General features: G+C 48.5%; 15 protein-coding genes. 4 read left to right on the top strand and 11 right to left on the bottom strand.

Translation table 11 applies throughout. The annotated features are described in order from the left end of the window. Positions 1-104: 104 nt before the first annotated feature. From ACTOY7_RS09525 to ACTOY7_RS09505, 5 genes are all read right to left on the bottom strand, one after another. Positions 105-1,313 (bottom strand): MalY/PatB family protein, encoded by a 1,209-nt coding sequence (locus ACTOY7_RS09525; RefSeq protein WP_300885131.1) that lies wholly within the window; start codon positions 1,311-1,313, stop codon positions 105-107. A gap of 33 nt (positions 1,314-1,346) precedes the next feature. Then, positions 1,347-2,558, bottom strand: coding sequence for an iron-containing alcohol dehydrogenase (locus ACTOY7_RS09520; RefSeq protein WP_482671360.1), 1,212 nt, complete (start codon positions 2,556-2,558; stop codon positions 1,347-1,349). Between the two features lie 17 nt (positions 2,559-2,575). Beyond that, the gene (locus tag ACTOY7_RS09515) at positions 2,576-3,691 is read right to left on the bottom strand and encodes a YkvI family membrane protein (RefSeq protein ID WP_300885129.1); all 1,116 of its coding nucleotides are present in this window, start codon (positions 3,689-3,691) and stop codon (positions 2,576-2,578) included. A 146-nt stretch (positions 3,692-3,837) separates the two neighbouring features. Beyond that, positions 3,838-6,207 (bottom strand): glycyl radical protein, encoded by a 2,370-nt coding sequence (locus ACTOY7_RS09510; RefSeq protein WP_300885128.1) that lies wholly within the window; start codon positions 6,205-6,207, stop codon positions 3,838-3,840. 64 nt (positions 6,208-6,271) lie between these two features. Beyond that, a complete protein-coding gene (locus ACTOY7_RS09505; RefSeq protein WP_300885127.1) occupies positions 6,272-7,216 on the bottom strand; it encodes a glycyl-radical enzyme activating protein in 945 nt (314 codons plus the stop codon). Between the two features lie 347 nt (positions 7,217-7,563). On the opposite strand from ACTOY7_RS09505, the gene ACTOY7_RS09500 reads away from it, so the two are divergent. The 3 genes from ACTOY7_RS09500 to ACTOY7_RS09490 all read left to right on the top strand — a co-directional run bounded on the left by ACTOY7_RS09500 (position 7,564) and on the right by ACTOY7_RS09490 (position 9,566). Further along, positions 7,564-8,448 carry a LysR family transcriptional regulator gene (locus ACTOY7_RS09500; protein WP_300885126.1) on the top strand — a complete coding sequence of 295 codons (885 nt, stop codon included), beginning with the start codon at positions 7,564-7,566 and terminating at the stop codon, positions 8,446-8,448. Continuing rightward, positions 8,441-9,082, top strand: a complete 642-nt coding sequence (locus ACTOY7_RS09495; RefSeq protein WP_482670916.1) for a helix-turn-helix transcriptional regulator — start codon at positions 8,441-8,443, stop codon at positions 9,080-9,082. The genes ACTOY7_RS09500 and ACTOY7_RS09495 overlap by 8 nt, the downstream gene beginning before the upstream one ends. Before the next feature lie 154 nt (positions 9,083-9,236). Further along, positions 9,237-9,566, top strand: a complete 330-nt coding sequence (locus tag ACTOY7_RS09490; RefSeq protein ID WP_160281299.1) for a helix-turn-helix domain-containing protein — start codon at positions 9,237-9,239, stop codon at positions 9,564-9,566. 107 nt (positions 9,567-9,673) lie between these two features. On the opposite strand, the gene ACTOY7_RS09485 is transcribed toward ACTOY7_RS09490, so the two are convergent. Continuing rightward, the gene (locus ACTOY7_RS09485; protein WP_160281298.1) at positions 9,674-10,228 is read right to left on the bottom strand and encodes a hypothetical protein; all 555 of its coding nucleotides are present in this window, start codon (positions 10,226-10,228) and stop codon (positions 9,674-9,676) included. Positions 10,229-10,636: 408 nt separating this feature from the next. Between ACTOY7_RS09485 and aroB the strand changes: the two genes are divergently transcribed. Continuing rightward, positions 10,637-11,692: a 3-dehydroquinate synthase gene (aroB, locus tag ACTOY7_RS09480; protein ID WP_300885124.1), complete on the top strand. Its 1,056-nt coding sequence runs from the start codon at positions 10,637-10,639 to the stop codon at positions 11,690-11,692. Between the two features lie 105 nt (positions 11,693-11,797). Here aroB and ACTOY7_RS09475 read toward each other — a convergent pair whose 3' ends face one another. Genes ACTOY7_RS09475 through ACTOY7_RS09455 form a run of 5 tightly spaced genes read right to left on the bottom strand, consistent with a single transcriptional unit; the run spans position 11,798 to position 16,928 of the window. Then, a complete protein-coding gene (locus tag ACTOY7_RS09475; protein WP_300885123.1) occupies positions 11,798-13,345 on the bottom strand; it encodes an FGGY-family carbohydrate kinase in 1,548 nt (515 codons plus the stop codon). A gap of 16 nt (positions 13,346-13,361) precedes the next feature. After that, positions 13,362-13,997 (bottom strand): class II aldolase/adducin family protein, encoded by a 636-nt coding sequence (locus tag ACTOY7_RS09470; RefSeq protein ID WP_160281295.1) that lies wholly within the window; start codon positions 13,995-13,997, stop codon positions 13,362-13,364. A 2-nt stretch (positions 13,998-13,999) separates the two neighbouring features. After that, complete coding sequence (locus ACTOY7_RS09465) at positions 14,000-14,818, bottom strand: L-ribulose-5-phosphate 3-epimerase (RefSeq protein ID WP_482670917.1); 819 nt, start codon at positions 14,816-14,818, stop codon at positions 14,000-14,002. Then, entirely contained in the window at positions 14,818-15,423 is a 606-nt protein-coding gene (locus ACTOY7_RS09460; protein WP_482670918.1) for a ribulose-phosphate 3-epimerase, read from the bottom strand. Before ACTOY7_RS09460 ends, ACTOY7_RS09465 begins: the two co-directional genes overlap by 1 nt. Continuing rightward, entirely contained in the window at positions 15,420-16,928 is a 1,509-nt protein-coding gene (locus ACTOY7_RS09455; protein WP_160281292.1) for an FGGY-family carbohydrate kinase, read from the bottom strand. Before ACTOY7_RS09455 ends, ACTOY7_RS09460 begins: the two co-directional genes overlap by 4 nt. Positions 16,929-17,074 lie beyond the last annotated feature (146 nt).

The raw sequence follows: 17,074 nt of genomic DNA, 5'->3' as shown, positions 1-17,074 counted from the left end.
ACGAAAATTCCACAATCATGCAGTCAGTACACTTGCATATTCACCGTTATCCTCAATCGCCGCAATCCGCTGCATGCAAATTTATCCTTCGCAATCTACATCTGTTATTTCACGGCATTTCCTAATAGACCGCATATCCTCCGCATCCCTTCTTCCAATACGGACCGGGGACACGCCACATTCAGACGGATATATGTATCCGAATTTTGGACAAACATATTTCCCCCTTCCAGAAGCACTCCTGCTTTTTCTGCAAAAAGCAGTGGAAGATCCTCCTCCTTGTCGACATAAGCTCCGATATCCACCCAACCAAGATATGTAGCGTCCGGAATCCGAAATACCACCTCCGGTAAATGCTCCGCCAAATAACTGCGCACAAATTCAAAATTGGCATCCAGATAGGTTCTCAGCTCCATCAGCCAGTCATATCCACCTTGATAAGCCCCCATCGCTCCGGCTAGAGAAAGCGGATTTTCATCAAAATTATGCCATTTCAGCCAGCATTTCCGAATCTCTTCATTGGGGATGATGATATTGGAAAACTGCAGCCCGGCCGTATTGAAGGTCTTGCTCGGCGCCATACAGGTAATGATCCGGTCACTGTCCGGATACATCTTTGCGAGCGGGATATGGGTCCGCCCGGTTCGGATCAGGTCGCAGTGGATCTCATCGGAAATGATCATCACATCATTTTCAAAACAGATTTCCGCCACCCGGCGCAGCTCTTCCTCTGTCCAGATCCGTCCTGACGGATTATGGGGATTGCAGAATATAAACAGTCTGACCGCCGGATCCTCCGCTTTTTTCCGAAAATCTTCGAAATCGATTTCATAATATCCGTCCTGCTTCCGGTTCAGCAAGTCCGAGCACACATATCCCACTCCATTGTGCTCTGCGGCATATTTAAAATAGGCATAGGAGGGCGTCATCATCAGTACCTTATCCTCTGGCCCGCAGATATATCCGGTCAGTTCATATAACGCCGGAATCACCCCATGAGAGGTATACAGATCTTTCTGAGGAAATGTCCACCCGTAGAGTTTTCTGGTCCAGTCCGAAAATATCCGATAATACTCGTCTCCGAAAATCCTTGTATATCCGAAAATTTTCCGGTCCAGCCTTTCCCGTATTGCGTCCGTAATACACTCCGGCGCCGCGAACTCCATATCCGCAATCCACATGCGGATAAACTCCTCATCCGCAAAGGGAAATTTCATCGTTTCATCTGTGTGAAAAATATACTGTCTGAATCCATCCGTGTTCATGCAGTTTGTATGTTTCCGGTCAATGATTTCATCAAAATTATATTTCATGATCGATACTCCTTCAGTCGATACGGATATGCTCTATTTTTTCAGAGCCATCACCTTCCTGTATAATTGAATAAAATCTTCCTTTGTCGTCATCCTTGCGTTGTTCGGCCGGTCACCGCCCAGCATGGCATCATCGGCAAGTCCCTCCAGACTTTCCTCTGTAACCCCGAATGACTCCAGAGGCCGGATCGGCATATCCTCCAGCAGCTCATATACACACCGTACTCCTGCTTTTGCGGCCTCCCTTACGGACATTCCATAGATATCTTCGCCGAAAAAGCCGGCAATCTCCGCATAGCGCTCCGGCCACGCGCCCATGTTAAATTCCATGACTACCGGCAGACACAGTGCATTGGCCACACCATGGGGAACCTGATACTGTGCTCCCAGCGGATGCGCCATACAATGAGAGATTCCCAGACTGGCGCTGGTAAATGCATAACCGGCCAGCATGGCTCCCATCATCATATCATATCTTGCGTCATGGTCGATATCGCCCCGATACACTGCCGGCCGGATCGCATGGGCAATGAGCTTGATCGCCTGTACGGCCAGTGCGTCCGATATCGGTTCCGTACACCGGGAGGTATAGGCTTCAATGGCATGGGTCAGTGCATCCATTCCGGTTGCCGCAGTGATACCTGCCGGAAGCGACCAAGTCAGCTCCGGATCGCAGATTGCCAGGGCCGGCATGATCCCGGTTCCTCCGATAGGCATCTTCCATGCCCGCTGCCGGTCCGCAATCACCGCAAACGGCGTACATTCACTTCCGGTTCCCGCTGCCGTAGGAATGGCCGCAACAGGAAGCGGTGCTTTGGTAAATTTATCGCATCCCTGATAATCCCGGATGCTGCCTCCGTTCGTAACAAGGATCGCGGCTGCTTTGGCCGGATCCATGGAGCTGCCGCCTCCAAGTCCGATCAATACGTCGGAATCCCTTGCAAGGGCGGCAATTTTTTCTACGGTTTCTACCGAAGAATCCGGTTCGCACTCGTCATAGACATCCAGTATGATCCCGGCGTCTTCCACGGATCGGATGATCCGCTCTGCAATACCGAATTTTACAAGCCCTTGATCGGTCACGAGAGTCGCCTTTTTGACTCCCAGCTTTTTTAATTCCTCCCCGGTTCTTTTAGAAGCTCCATTCCCAAAAAGAACCGCGCCGGAAGGCGCCCATGAAAAAACTGATTTTTTATCTTTAAACACGCTGTAATCCAGCGGTAGCTGCGCAACTGGCCGAAACATCTGAAAAACCTCCTCCTTTAAGCTTCAATGCCTTCCTTTTGATCTTTGGATTTTACCATCACATACCTTGCTACGATCACAGCAAAAACGATGGCCCCGGAGTAGCCGCAATAGGTCATGATAAATCCAAGCAGCTGCTGATACGGTACGAAAAGACATACAAAATATGTAACCACGCCGAATCCGACAACTGTCAATTTGTAGTTCCTTGATTTGTCATCTTTGATAAAAAAGCTGACCGTATTCCATAGGGATGGACAGATCGTGGAATAGATCGCCAAAATAATGATCACGGCAAACAGCGTCCCTACGGATCCCATAATATTCGAAGCCAGTGCCAGGTTCGGAATCGCGACTGTGGAAGCTTCCTCAATATTTCCAAGGTGGTTCAGTCCCATGAGTACGGATACGATTGAAATAAAAAACGCACCTGTAAAAAGAACCAGCTTAAACGGCGTAAACTTATATTCCCGGTTCTGATATGCCATGGTCGCGACAAAATTGGAAACCAGTAGAAGGGAACAGCCTCCGAAGGACAGGCCTGCCGTCAGCCAGTGGTTCGTCCCCCTTGTGATCGAAACCGCGCCGCTGTCTAAAAGCGCCATTCCCTCCGGAATCCGCGGGAAAAATGTGAATGCGGAGATCAGTCCGACGATCAGGGTAAAACACACAATGACCGGCCCGATAAAACCAATGATATCGACAACACGGTTCAGACCAAAGATTGCGGTTGCCACAGATGCCGCTACCATGATCGCAATCGCGATCGGCATGGCCAGCCCCCACTGCTGGTTAAATGTTGACGCGCCGCCGGAGCACATGAAAATATAACAGCATGCAACAAACAGCCATGCGAATATTTCAAATAATTTTCCCCAGAATTTTCCCGCATAAAACGTGGTTACCTCTTTCAGGTCCGTCAGGCCCCTGGTCCGCCCGGCATACGCATACGCCACATATGTGGCATACATCATGATAAAGTTGATCAAGCCTACGCCGACAGCCATATAGCCGTATCCCGAAAAGTATTGGATCGTCTCCTGTCCGGACGCAAATCCGGAACCAATCAGAAACGCCAAAAGCGCTCCCGCCAGTTTAAAAAATGTCATTCCGCTCATATTCTTTTTATCCATAAAACCCTCCTTCAATTTATCTGATCTGTATTCCTCGCCTAATTCTCTTTTTGATAACCCTTTCGTTATGGAACAAGTCATTTCCCGATTACTGTACTGACCTGCGGCCGTGCAGCATAGTACACGGCCCGTTCTAAATCCTATGATCAGCAGCAGCTTGTATGCTCTGTACGTCCGATGATATTTTCCTGCACTCTCGGATCCAGCTCCACGAAGAATGCGGAGTATCCCGCCACCCGGACCATCAGATTCTTATATTGTTCCGGATGTTCCTGGGCATCGCGCAGGGTTTTCGTATCCACCACATTGATCTGCACATGCTGTCCGCCCGCTTCACAGTACCCTTTTACAAATGCTTCCAGCATCTCCAGGCCTTTCTCCCCCTTTGCAACCGCAGGGTCGAATTTATGATTCACCAGAACGCCCTTCGGAACCATCACCGTGTCCATCTTTCCAATGGAATTGCCCACTGCGGTCGGGCCGTTCCGGTCCATGCCGTTGGAAGGCGAAGCATTGTTGGCAAGAGGCTCTCCGTCCTTTCGTCCGTCCGGCGTTGCTCCTACAACTCGTCCCTGCCAGATATTGTAAGTCTGATTCAAAAGGATCAGTTCATACTGTCCGAACCTTGAATCCTGATGAGCCCGGTTTTCCTCCGCGCAGAAGGTTACAACCTGACGGCAGTAATCATCAACCAGATCTTCATCATTTCCAAAATGCACATATTTATTCAGAAGCATCTGATGCCACTCTTCATGATCTTCATAATTATGATCCAGAATGTCCGTCAGTTGGGGAAGCGTCAAAAGCTTCTGTCGGAATACCACCTGGTCGATTGCTGCCAGAGAATCCGCCGCATTTGCCACACCGCTGATAAAGGTACCGGTGCTGCTGTATTTCGCGCCGTTCTTTTGAAGGATACGTCCTTTTTCAATGCATCCGTCCACCAGGGTTGACGCAAATACAGTGGGGCAGATCTGGGAATGCAGCGCGGAACAGATCCCATATGCCTGCAGATGGTAGTCAATGATGTATGCAAGCTGCTCCTTATAAGCCTTCATGAACTTGCCCATGCTGTCCATCTCTTCCATAGAACCGGTCTTTGGCCCGAACTGCCGTCCGGTTTTTGGATCCAGCCCGTTGTGCATGGTCAGTTCCAATACCTTCAGGATATTGATGAATCCGGCTACCGGGCGAAAATCCGTTTTTCCCGGCACCTGTGCCTCTACGCAGCCCTCTATCGCATAGTCGCGCGCCTCCCGAATATCGTTGCATCCGTTGGCCAGTACACGTGGGATATTGATATCGTCATTGAAGAATGCCGGCTGTCCAAGGCCTTTCTGGGTCAGCTTCAATGCTCTTCTAAATGTCTCCTCATCAATTTTTTTGTTGTAGCGGAAGGAGATCGCAGGCTGGGTCGTCTGTGCGCCGTCCGCAGCTTCCAGGAACAGGTAGGTGAGACGGTTGCATGCATTTTTTCCCTCAGAATTGATTCCTCCGATCGTGATGTTTGTCCACATCGGGAATCCTGCATATGCCTCAGCCTCAATATGGTCGCGCAGCTCAAAAATCTCTGTCCATTTGATGAGCATGCACTCAATCATCTCAACCACTTCATCTTCCGTCACGATCCCGCTGTCAATGTCGTGCTTGAAATACGGGTACATAAACTGGTCAAAACGGCCTACGGAATGATTGTGCCCCGCATTCTCGATCTGATAGATGAGATGGATGAACCAGAAAAACTGCATTGCTTCATAAAATGTTCTCGGCGGAAGCTCCGGGATGTGCTCACAGGTTTCCGCAATGCGGATGAGCTCCGCTTTTCGTGTTTCATTCTGTTCTTCTTCTGCCATTTCGCGCGCCAAATCCGCATAACGATGAGCAAATTTGATCGCTGCATTTAATGTAATGAGCATCCCCTCCCAGGTATCCTTCTGCTCCTGCGTCATGAAATCATAGTGCTCAATGTGATCCAGCTTGTCCTGGATCTCTTCCATCATCTTCCGGAAGCCTTTTTCAAAAATCACGCCGTACTGCGGCATATGGCTCGCAGTGGAAACGATACGGGAACCGATGGTAATCAGTCCGTCCAGAGATGCCTGTTTCATGTCCTCCGGAAGCCGGCTGTCGATCACTTCCCGGAAGCCGTGTCCCTTCCACTCCGTACAGATTTTGATCAGCTCTTCTTTGTCCTCCGGCTTCACCCAGCACATGTTATCCGTAGACCGGGTGTCAAAGGTATCGATATCCTCCAGGATCCAGTTTGCCCCCCACTCCGGATATGCCGGAACTGAGCGGTACCTCTCCCCATGGTCTCCCACGAAAATAGACTCCGGATTGATAAAGATGGTCATATTCTCCAGCAGGTACTCCAAAAGGTGTGCCTTCCTGGAAACCGGTGATTCTACGGACGGAATACGGTAGAACTCCGTGACCAGCCTCGCCCTTTCCACGGAAATAGACGGGTGCGTGTTCCGAAGCCGTGCTTTTAAAAATTCGACTTTCTTGCTGCTCATAATGCTGCCTCCTTTTATTTTTTATAAAACCCCCTGTTTTAGCGGGATGGTTTTCAAAATCCATCTACTCATCGGCACTGTTCTCACTATTGTAAAAACACTTTTTTCCAATCGGCAGAAGTACTTCATTGGCCGCATCTACCAGATGCAGCATGTGATCTTTCCCAGGTTCCTCCACATCCTCCAGCTGATACTGCCTGCCCAGGATCTTGTATTTATTGATCCCCAGCTTATGATAGGCCAGAAGCTCATACCGTCTGACGTTCGCGCACTGTGCGGCAAATGCCGCCGTAGCTCTGATATTTTCCTCCGAATCATTCCAGCCGGGAACCACGGGCGTGCGTACACAGATTTCTTTGCCGTGTCCGCTGATCCGTTTCAGATTTTCCAGAATATGTACATTGGACTGTCCTGTAATTTTCCGGTGCATCTTACTGTCCATATGCTTGATATCAAAATAAATAAAATCAATATAGTCCAGGCAGGACGCAAATTTTTCATAATTGCCGCAGCCGCATGTTTCGATGGCAACATGGATTTTATAGTCCTTGCACTTCCTGCAGACCTCCAGCAAAAACTCCGGCTGCATCAGCGCCTCTCCTCCGGAAAATGTAACGCCTCCTCCGGAATGCTCAAAATAAAAATGATCCTGATAGATTCGGCGGAACAATTCATCTACCGTATATTCCTGTCCGAACTTCTTTCTCGCCTCTGTCGGGCACAACTGCGCGCACAGTCCGCATGCGGCGCATTTCAATCTGTCATACTTCATAACCCCCTTTTCATCCAGGCTCACTGCGCCGGAGGGACATTGTTTCAGACAAAAGCCGCATCCCATGCAGTTCACCGGATTCAGTGAAATCTCCGGCGCAAAGGAAATCCCTTCCGGATTTGCGCACCACAGACATCGCAGACCGCAGCCTTTCAAAAATACGGTGGTCCGCATTCCCCTCCCGTCTCGGATCGAACATTTTTGGATATTAAATATCCTGCCGGTCAGTTCCTTCATAGATATCCTCCTGCGTAATAAATTATTATCAGTTCTTCGTATGTTTCTTATGTCAATCGCACTTCACCCTGCATTGATTTTGCTTATTTTTTGCATTAACACAATCAAATTTCTGATTATTCAGCAAATATTTTTCGAATTAACTGTTATTAATTCAAGCATATCAGCAAATGCGCAAATCGTCTAACAAATAAAATTCATAGAAATATTAATCATCCTCATACATAATTCTGATAAAAAAATATTATGATATAGATAGCGCGAGGTATGCGGCTGTGAATTGTAACTATGGAATACCAAGGAATCAGATTCAGGAATTGACTGTCCTGGATACAAAGGAGGAGCTTATGGATACTGTAAAATACGAAATCTTTCTCAAAGTCCTGGAATGCCGTAATTTTTCGAAAGCAGCGGAAGAGCTCGGATATACCCAGTCCGCTGTCAGCCATTCGGTCTCCAATCTGGAAAAAACCTTTGGCTTTAAACTGCTGAATCGGGAAAATAATAACATCAGCCTCACCAGAGCCGGAATTGATGTACTTCCATACATCCGTAATATCGTAGATGCCCAGAACGCCCTGGATTTCAGCCTTGCTTCCTATCATGACCCGGGGGCCGGTACGCTCTGCATTGCTACGATCCCCAGCCTGGCGATCCACTATTTTCCAGATCTTCTGTCTGCTTTTAAACAGCAATATCCGCAAATACATATTGTTGTGATTGATGGAAATTATGAAGAAATTGAAGAAATGCTGGTTGGCGGAAGAGTCGATTTCGGAATTACTTCCATCACGCCGTCTCTTCCCTTCAAAACGATTGTTTTCTTTCGAGAGGATTTGTGCGCTGTTCTTTCCTGCAGCCATCCCCTTGCAGAAAGAGAAACCATTTCCCTGCGCGACCTGGAGTTGGATTCTTTTATCATGCCTGGAGAAGGGCCGAATCATCAGGTAGGGCAGCTCATTCAAAAATATCATTTGAACTATAATATCAACTATTCTGTCTCTGATGACAACCTGACTGTGTCTATGGTCGCGCGAAATCTGGGAGTCAGTATTCTTCCTGAAATGTCATTTAAGGATTATCTGAATCTTCCGATTATTTCCAAAAAAATCATAGAAGAGCCTTTCCGAGAGCTTGGAATCATTTACAATGACCTCAATTCCATTTCTCCGATCAGTAAGACCTTTATCAAGTTTACACAGAATTATATGGAGGTGATGAAGCATGGATGACATGATGCATTATTACAAAACTCTGGTTCCATTTCTGGGAACCGCGCTTGGGGAACATTGCGAGGTTGCTCTTTTAGACTGCCGGATCCAGAAGATCGTTGCAATCACGAACGGGCATATCAGCGGGCGCGGTATCGGCGCGCCTATGACAGATCTGGCGGAACGGATGATCAAAAATGAAGAATGGAAATCCAGGGATTTTATTGCAAATTATTCCGGGTACACGGCGGATCAAAAGCTGCTGAAATCTTCCACTTATTTCATCAAATCCGAAAGCACACTGTTCGGCATGCTCTGTATCAATATGGACACCTCTTGTTTTCAGCTGATCAGCGATACGGCTCTTCTGTTGGGCGGACTTGTCCGCAGCAGCGCCAGGCTGGAGGGAAACGGAAATACGAACAGCGAGACCTTTCAGGACAACGTGACAAAGACGATCAATCAGGTTCTCCACAGCCTGTATCAGGAAAGGATTCCAGAGCATTTTACAAGGGATGACCGTATTTTGATCCTTTCCATGCTTCAGGAGAAAAAACTGTTTTTAGTAAAGGGCGCCGTCCACCGTATCGCTGATGTCCTCAGCTGCAGCGTGCCTACCATATATCGGGAACTGGCTCTTCTCAAGGAAAAATAAAGCCTCTGTTTATCAGCTCGTAAACTCAGAAAAAATCCTGTATCTCCTGATTCTGATATGATATAAAATATCTTAAGAAGATACGAATATGATTTTTAAAATCTGATATTTGGGACGAGAATAACATACAATAGCTTACGAGGTGATAAACAAGATGTATGAAGATTTTTTTGCCGATCGGATGGCCTCACTGCGAATGAAAAGGAGTGTGTCTGCACGTGAAATGAGCCTTACCATCGGTCAGAACGAAAGCTATATCAATCGCATTGAGAATAAGCAAACCTTTCCATCTATGCAGGCTTTCTTTTACATATGTGAATATTTTCAAATCACTCCAAAAGACTTTTTTAACTCTGATAATCCAAATCCTGCCAAGATCAACGACATCATCAATATACTTTATACGCTGGATGATGAACAGCTTGAAATTATATTCAATGTCGCAAAAGGCCTGTCCCACGGAAAGGAGGAGCATGTAAAATAATCAATCCTGAAAGCACATGCCTGTATCCGGGAAACCTGCCGCCTGCAGGTTTTCCGGATTATTTGGCGTGCAGATTTTTCTTCAAGATCCGCGGCCCGGACGGCAGTTTATATTTCCTGAGTCCCGGCAATGTCTGCAGGAACCGCAAATTCCATTTTTGTATCTTTTTTCACGGTATCTCCCATCAGGTCTTCGATATATTGAAAATATCCGTTATTCCCCCTTGCCTTCGTCCACAATTCGATGGATTTTTCCAGACGCAGCAGACACTTGACCGGTTCCTCATAATAGGCCTCCATGGCTTCCCCGGAATCAAGATCACTGCCCTCCAAAGCCTCCCTGATCTCCGGATTCGTAAATGGATCGAAACTCATCAGAAGGCCATGGGCCAATGCCTGATTTTCTTCTGACAAAAACGCGCCCAGATCGTAATTGATCTCTCTCAGGTAGCCGTCGATGGTCAGAAGGCAGATATGGATCGCCTCAACGGTGCGCCTGCCATCTCTCTTTTCTTCTTCACGGTGAAGCTTTAACAGGTTTGACTCCATGCAGAACAGAGAAATGGAATGTTCCTCTTCCTCTCCCTTTTTGATCGAACCGAATTTCTGCGCCATCCTGCCGCTGATCCTGTCAAAGTCATATCTCTTTATCTTTTTTTCCATTGCTGTGCTCCTTCTTTTTATGAAATATTCTCTTTTTTCAATGGTTGTTTTTTCAACAGACAGTGTAACATTTTCCGGGGCATCAATCAAGAGATTTTATCAGCAGATTTGACAGTTACATGTCACTCCCTGACCAATCACCACGCTGATTGGTCAGGAGGATACACATAAAAGCTGGTATTCAGGCCGTCCATTGCCGCAGACAATTTAAAATGACGGCCTGAGTTACTGTGCACGCCTGGTCAAGGTGTGACCAGTAACATTTGACAATCTATCAGGGATGCTATATGATGGTAACGAAAAACAGAGCAGACGGTTCATTGCGCTGATGCACAGGCCACTGGTACAGCATTGCGTAGTTAATGGTAAAAAATGTACCTGAGTGAACGGAAAGGAATGATTAAACTTATGAAATTAACAGTGGAACTAAAAGAAAACAGTTATCCGATCTATATTGAAAATGGTATTTTAAAACATGCAGTAAGCTATATTTCCCAGGTTTTCAGCGGCCGGCGGGTCATGATCATTTCCGATGACCAGGTCTATCCGCTATACGGCGAAGCCTTGAAGGGCACGCTCTCTTCCTTCGAGTGCCACACCCTGATCCTTCCCCACGGGGAGCAGACCAAGAACTTCCAGACGCTGCCCCGGGTCTATTCGGCCCTTCTGGAGGCGAAAATCTCCCGCAGCGATCTGGTCATTGCCCTGGGCGGCGGGGTCATCGGCGACCTTGCCGGATTTGCGGCTGCCACATTCCTTCGGGGCGTCAGGCTGGTGCAGATCCCTACTTCCCTGCTGGCGCAGGTGGACTCCTCCGTGGGCGGAAAGACAGCCGTGGATCTTCCCCAAGGGAAAAATCTGGTGGGCGCGTTCTATCATCCGAAGCTGGTACTCATCGACCCGGATGTGCTGAACACCCTGCCGGAGCGTTTTATCCACGACGGCATGGGGGAGGTGATCAAATACGGCTGCATCAAGGATTCCTCTTTGTTCGAGACTCTGAAAAAGCACCGCTCCTTTGAAAGCCTGAAGAGCGAGCTTGCGTCTGTTATCTGCCGCTGTGTAGATATCAAGCGGATGGTCGTAGAAAAGGACCAGTTTGATACCGGAGAACGGATGCTGCTGAATTTCGGACACACCCTTGCCCATACAATTGAACAGTATTTTCACTATGGCCGGGAGAGCCACGGCGAGGCTGTTGCCATCGGCATGTACCAGATCACCCGGCTTGCCGAAGAAAAAGGGCTGACTCCTGCCGGGTGCGGGGACTCCATCCGGGAGGTGCTGGAAGCTTACGGGCTGCCCTGTGCGTGCAATGTTGCGCTCCCCGAGCTGACGGCAGCCATTGGATTCGACAAGAAGAATCTGAACAATCATCTGAATGTAGTCCTGCTTCATGAGATTGGGGACAGCTATGTGTATCCGACAGATGCGGGATTTTTTGACGGAGACTTTTCTGTATAGGTAATCTCCTGCATCCGCAAGAAAGACAGGAGGCTCTCTAGGGCCTCCTGCCGCACAGGTGGAAATTTTTTCATAGAAAATGGGCTGTTAGAAAAGCCAAACCGCTTATTCTTCAAAATCGTTCCCCTGATACCGCTCCGATAACATATGCATGGTATCCTTTGTCTCCTCATACAGCTTCCCATATATCTTTTTCAGCGGCTGGTATACTCGATGTGTCTCCGCGTCCGGTATGAAGGTCTGTCCGCTCTTGATATAGTTTTCCAGATCGCCGTAGTCTTTGATATGGCCCGTGCCGATGGCTGCGATCATGGCATCCCCGTAAGACGCGCCGATTGTGACTTCCGCCGTTTTTACGGTTTTTCCCGTGATATCCGCAATGATCTGAAGCCAGGTCGGATTCTTGGTTCCGCCGCCTGCACACAGGAAATTCCGGATCTCAAGCCCGTGCTCTTCCATGATGTCGATATGCTGCGCAATGGAATATCCGACTCCTTCCAAAGCCGCACGGTTGATGTGGTCTCTCGTGTGATGAAGCAGAGGCCCAAAAATCATTCCCCTTGCCTGAGAGTCATTGATCGGAGTTCGCTCACCTGCAAAATACGGAAGTACCATGATCCCATCTGATCCCGCTGGAATCCCAGCCGCTTTTTTTGCCATCATCGCATATGCATTTTCCCCTGTTTCCGCTTCATTTACATCGGAATACATCGTATCACGGATCCATTTTGTAAGGGAGCCCGCCGCATTGGTTCCCCCGTCTACACAGAATGTCCCCGGAATCAGAAAATCCTCCGACCAGATCCGATTGTCTTCTACCAGTCTGTCAGAGCAATACATAATATAGCAGGTAGACCCGATCTGCACCATCAGATCTCCCGGCTTCAGTACTCCGGTACTGATGGCTTCCGCACCTGAGTCATCCGTCCCTGTCACAACCGGCGTTCCTGCCGCAAGCCCGGTTTCCGCCGCCGCCTTCTCCGTAACAAACCCGACGGTTTCGGCTGTTTCACGTCCCTCGGCCAATTGGTCTCCCCGGCAGTACAGTTCCCTTGACAGTTCTTCGTCGATGGACAGATCCTGTCTGTAGCATGGTCCAAAGGAGGAAATTGCAAGGTAGCGGTCGATGACGTATTGATCCGTCAGCTTTGCGGTCAGGTAGGAGGACGCAGTCAGAAATTTGTATGTCTTTGCATAGATTTCCGGCTCGTTATTTTTGATCCAGAGAATCTTAGGCATACAGTCTGAGGAGCACAGCTCGTGTCCCAGAAGCTGCCGGGTCCGTTCTTCCCCGTAATATTCCGTAATCGATTCCATTTCTTTCACGGCACGCGCGTCAATTCCATACAGGATTGCCTTCCGAAGCGGCCTGCAGTTTTCATCCACCGGCACCACATCCGCACTGAGGGCACTGGCTCCGACCCCTTTGATCTCCTCCTTTGCAATGCCGGATTTCTGGATCAACTCTTTTGAAATCCTGCAAAAGTCTCCCCACCATACCGCTTCCGCATCGTGCTCAAAATATCCTGGCTTTGGATTTTCCAAACCATGAGACGCAGATGCGGTCTGTATGATCCGACATTCCCCGTCAATCAAAACTCCCTTGCTCTCGTTGGTTCCTATATCAATACCCATAAAATATTTTTTTTCCATCGTGTTCTCTCCTCTCTCACTGCCCGTAATTGCCGTAATCCATACTTTCCATCCGGATCTGTTCTTCTGTCAGCAGCTTCACGCTTCCGACAGCCCGCGCCGCCAGATAAGTTTTTGCCCCTTCCTCCAGATAAACCACGGTTTCCAGAGCTTCAAACAAGGTCTTTCCAAATCCGATCACTCCGTGATTCCCAAGAATGACAGCCTGGCTCTTTCCGCAGCAGGCAACGGCCTGGATCCCCATCCCCTCATCCGAAGATATGGTAAACGGGGTGACCGGGACATCCCCCTGTGCCGTATCCGCGATCCCTGTCGTACAGGCCGGCAGTTTTTCCTCTACCAGCCCTACCGCCGTCGCATAAGGCTGGTGAGTATGGATCACGGCATTTACTTCCGGCTTTTCCCGGAAGATGTATAGAAGCGCATCCAGGTCTGAGGTTGGCCGCCGCCTTCCTGTTATCACTGTTTTATCCGCACGGATATGCACGATATCTTCCGGCTCCATTGACTCATACAGCATTCCAGAGGGCGTCGCTAAAAACGTTCCGTCTGGAAGACGCACGCTGATATTTCCTCCTGTCAATGTGATCAAACCGTACCGCAGCATTTCCAATGCAGTCCGGATAATCTCCCTTTTTTCCTCTTCATACATCTTCAATCCCTCTCCATCTCTCTTTTTAAAAAAGCAATCGCTTCCGTAAGAACGTTTTCATATTCCGGGTTCGTCTGGTTCCAAAGCTCTACCACCAGTGGGCCATGAAACCGGATTTCTTTCAGGACTTGAAAAATCCCGTCAAAGTCCAGCTTTCCCTGCCCGAATGGAAGATACACATCATCCGGCGCTTCCCTTACATGGACTGCCGTTATATGTCCTTTTCCTTTACGAAGTTCCTCCTGTACCCGGCATCCTGTCATATACAGGTTGGCAACATCCGGATATACGCTCAGCCATGGGGAATCAATCCAGCGGACCAGCTCCATGGCCTTCTCAACGGATGTCACATATTTTTCCACGTTTTCAACAGACAGCATAATTCCGGCCCCGGCTGCCATATCCACACTTTTCTGTAAATTTTCGTCAAACCGCTTTGCCGTATCCTCCGTATGAGGTTCATAAAAAACGTCATATCCGGCCATCTGGATCACGGGAATCCCCAGGTCATATGCCAGTCCGATCGCCTGCTTCATCATCACCATTGCCCTTTTTTCAATCTCCGGATCCGCACTCCCCATCGGATATTTTCGATGCCCGCTGAAGCAGATGGAAAAGAGCCGGATCCCGGCATGAGAAGCCGCCCGAAGCACCCGGTTCCTTTTATCTTTATTCCACTCCAGACGGGACATACGCATGTCACTCTCGTCCACACTGATCTCGAACAGATCAAATCCGAGCCTAGAAGCGTTGTCAAGCATCCATTCCAGTTTCTTCACATACAAAGCCTTTTCATAGATTCCAATCGGATATACTGACATCAGACCTCCCCCGCGGAAAATACCGCCCTTCCCATGATCGCCGCGTCTACCCCCAGCTCCTCCAGTTCCTGAAGCATCTCCATTTTGATTCCGCCGTCCGTCCAGATCTCTGCGGACGTGCCTTCCAAAATCCTTTTCAGCTGCCTGATCTTGGCATAGGTATACGGCTTGAATGCAAGCCTGGGATCCCCAGCTTCCCCTGTCTGCAGCAGCACATAGTCAATCATTGTCGCATAGGGGATCACGTCATCCGCCCTCGTCTTATAATTCAATGCTATCCCTGCTTTTCCACGTCTTCTATGGATCAGCTCAATACATTGGGACGGATATTTTGTGGATTCCAGATGAATCGCGATCTTCCGGACTTTGCATTTCATAAGCGGTTCTACATATTTCAGCGGATCTGTTACCATCAAGTGCGCATCCATCTCACAGGATGTCACTTTCGCAAGCTGCTCCACCAATCCCATCCCAAATGTAATATCCGGACTGAAATTTCCATCCTCAATATCCAGATGGACGGCGCCGTACTTCTCTGCCTTTTTGATCTCATCCCCTACGCACAGCAGATTCGCCGATGCAATAGAGGGAATGATCTTTATCATATCTCCCCCTCCCCGCCATAAAAGAAATCCAATGCCTTCAATGCTCTTTCAAATCTTTCGTACTTTTTACGGTAAATCTCTTTTCTTTCCCCATCCGGCCGGTAAACCTTCCTGATGTTCACCATCGCTTTCGACGCCTCTTCGAGTCCCTTATATTTTCCTGCCGCAATGGCGGCGCACATGGCAGCGCCCAGCGCGCCCGGTTCCAAAGCTTCGGATACCTCTACCGGAATCTGCAGCATATCCGCAGCCATTTGGGCCCACACCTCTGACCTTGCGATCCCGCCGGATAATTTAACTCTGGAAAAAGTCCTCCCGCATGCTTTCAGCCTTTTGATATGCAGCAGAGCCGAAAAGAGCACGCCTTCATAAACCGCGCGAAGCATATGCTCTCTTTTATTCACACTTTTCAGATTGAAAAATGCCGCCTCCGCGTCCGGATTGGTGGACGACGCATACAAGTAGGGAATAAAGATCACGTCACTGTCTTCCGGCCGGACGCTGTCAACCGCCCGATTGCACTCTTCATAAATCGCAGCCCTGTCCGAAGCAGTTCTGCCGGCTTCCAGAAAATTTTCCACAAACCACTCGAAATTGCTTGCGGATGTGGGGCTTGATTCTTCCATAATAAAATAATCCGGGTGGAAGGATCTTGCAATGGAATTGGCGCCTTCGATCAGTTCCTTTGTCAGCACTTCATTGATGGACCAGGTTCCCGCCACCATACACAGTGTATCATCATCCAGAATCCCGCTCCCCAGCGCACACGCATTGACATCATAGCAGGAGCCTGCCACCGGAGTTCCTTCCACCAACCCGGTAACCGCCGCCGCTTCTTTCGTTACCCTCCCGGAAATTTCAAAAATGCCGGTATGCTCCGGCATCAGGGATTGATACGCTTCCAGTCCCAATGCCTTAAAAATCCTTTCATCAAATGTGTTGCTGTGGATGTCCATAAGGCCGCTGCAGGTAGCTTCCGTCAGTTCATAGCATCTTCTTCCGGTTAATTTCATTCGAATATAGTCCTTTATGGAAAAAACCGATGCCGCCTGATCCAATACATCCGGTTTATTTTCTTTCATCCACACCATGAGAACGGCAGTCTGCGCCTCCCAGAATTCCTGATATGTAAAGGGATAGATCTGTCCCTCAACGCCTTCCTCCCTCAGTCTCTGGCAAAGCGCTCCTGCCCTGCTGTCACTGGACACGATGGCAGGATACACGGGTTCGCCGTCGGCATCTACCAGGCAGATTCCGTTCCCATATCCTGTAATTCCTATTCCCACGATATCTTTTGCGGAAATTCCGGCCTTTTTGATCACTTTTCGAATCAGTCCGGCATTGCATTCCCAAATGGTCTGCATGTCTCTTTCTACCCATCCCTTATGAGGCTCCGATACCGGAACCCGCTCTCCCGCAGATGCAATCTCCTCCCCATGGAGATGAAAGATCACACATTTTGTATTGGTTCCGCCGTTATCGATTCCCATTACATATTGTCCCATTTCTCCTCCTCTCTATATCCACCAATATTTTATTTAATAATACCATTAAACATTATTGTTGTCAATTTATATTTATTATTTAGAATACAACATCTTATTTCTTGATTATACTTGTTTTTTTATTATTTTTCAATTTACTGGTTGCC

It is taken from the genome of Schaedlerella sp., from assembly GCF_056796775.1.
Note: the sequence above shows the minus strand (reverse complement) of the source record. Positions and strands in the feature narration are given on the sequence as shown.

What these genes read in the sequence shown, in the direction of transcription:
- ACTOY7_RS09500 (WP_300885126.1), top strand. Translation starts at nt 7,564, where the DNA reads ATGGATACTGTAAAATACGAAATCTTTCTCAAAGTCCTGGAATGCCGT.
- ACTOY7_RS09455 (WP_160281292.1), bottom strand. Translation starts at nt 16,928, where the DNA reads ATGGGACAATATGTAATGGGAATCGATAACGGCGGAACCAATACAAAA.
- ACTOY7_RS09485 (WP_160281298.1), bottom strand. Translation starts at nt 10,228, where the DNA reads ATGGAAAAAAAGATAAAGAGATATGACTTTGACAGGATCAGCGGCAGG.
- ACTOY7_RS09510 (WP_300885128.1), bottom strand. Translation starts at nt 6,207, where the DNA reads ATGAGCAGCAAGAAAGTCGAATTTTTAAAAGCACGGCTTCGGAACACG.
- ACTOY7_RS09465 (WP_482670917.1), bottom strand. Translation starts at nt 14,818, where the DNA reads ATGTCAGTATATCCGATTGGAATCTATGAAAAGGCTTTGTATGTGAAG.
- aroB (WP_300885124.1), top strand. Translation starts at nt 10,637, where the DNA reads ATGAAATTAACAGTGGAACTAAAAGAAAACAGTTATCCGATCTATATT.
- ACTOY7_RS09505 (WP_300885127.1), bottom strand. Translation starts at nt 7,216, where the DNA reads ATGAAGGAACTGACCGGCAGGATATTTAATATCCAAAAATGTTCGATC.
- ACTOY7_RS09490 (WP_160281299.1), top strand. Translation starts at nt 9,237, where the DNA reads ATGTATGAAGATTTTTTTGCCGATCGGATGGCCTCACTGCGAATGAAA.
- ACTOY7_RS09520 (WP_482671360.1), bottom strand. Translation starts at nt 2,558, where the DNA reads ATGTTTCGGCCAGTTGCGCAGCTACCGCTGGATTACAGCGTGTTTAAA.
- ACTOY7_RS09470 (WP_160281295.1), bottom strand. Translation starts at nt 13,997, where the DNA reads ATGTATGAAGAGGAAAAAAGGGAGATTATCCGGACTGCATTGGAAATG.
- ACTOY7_RS09475 (WP_300885123.1), bottom strand. Translation starts at nt 13,345, where the DNA reads ATGGAAAAAAAATATTTTATGGGTATTGATATAGGAACCAACGAGAGC.
- ACTOY7_RS09495 (WP_482670916.1), top strand. Translation starts at nt 8,441, where the DNA reads ATGGATGACATGATGCATTATTACAAAACTCTGGTTCCATTTCTGGGA.
- ACTOY7_RS09525 (WP_300885131.1), bottom strand. Translation starts at nt 1,313, where the DNA reads ATGAAATATAATTTTGATGAAATCATTGACCGGAAACATACAAACTGC.
- ACTOY7_RS09460 (WP_482670918.1), bottom strand. Translation starts at nt 15,423, where the DNA reads ATGATAAAGATCATTCCCTCTATTGCATCGGCGAATCTGCTGTGCGTA.
- ACTOY7_RS09515 (WP_300885129.1), bottom strand. Translation starts at nt 3,691, where the DNA reads ATGGATAAAAAGAATATGAGCGGAATGACATTTTTTAAACTGGCGGGA.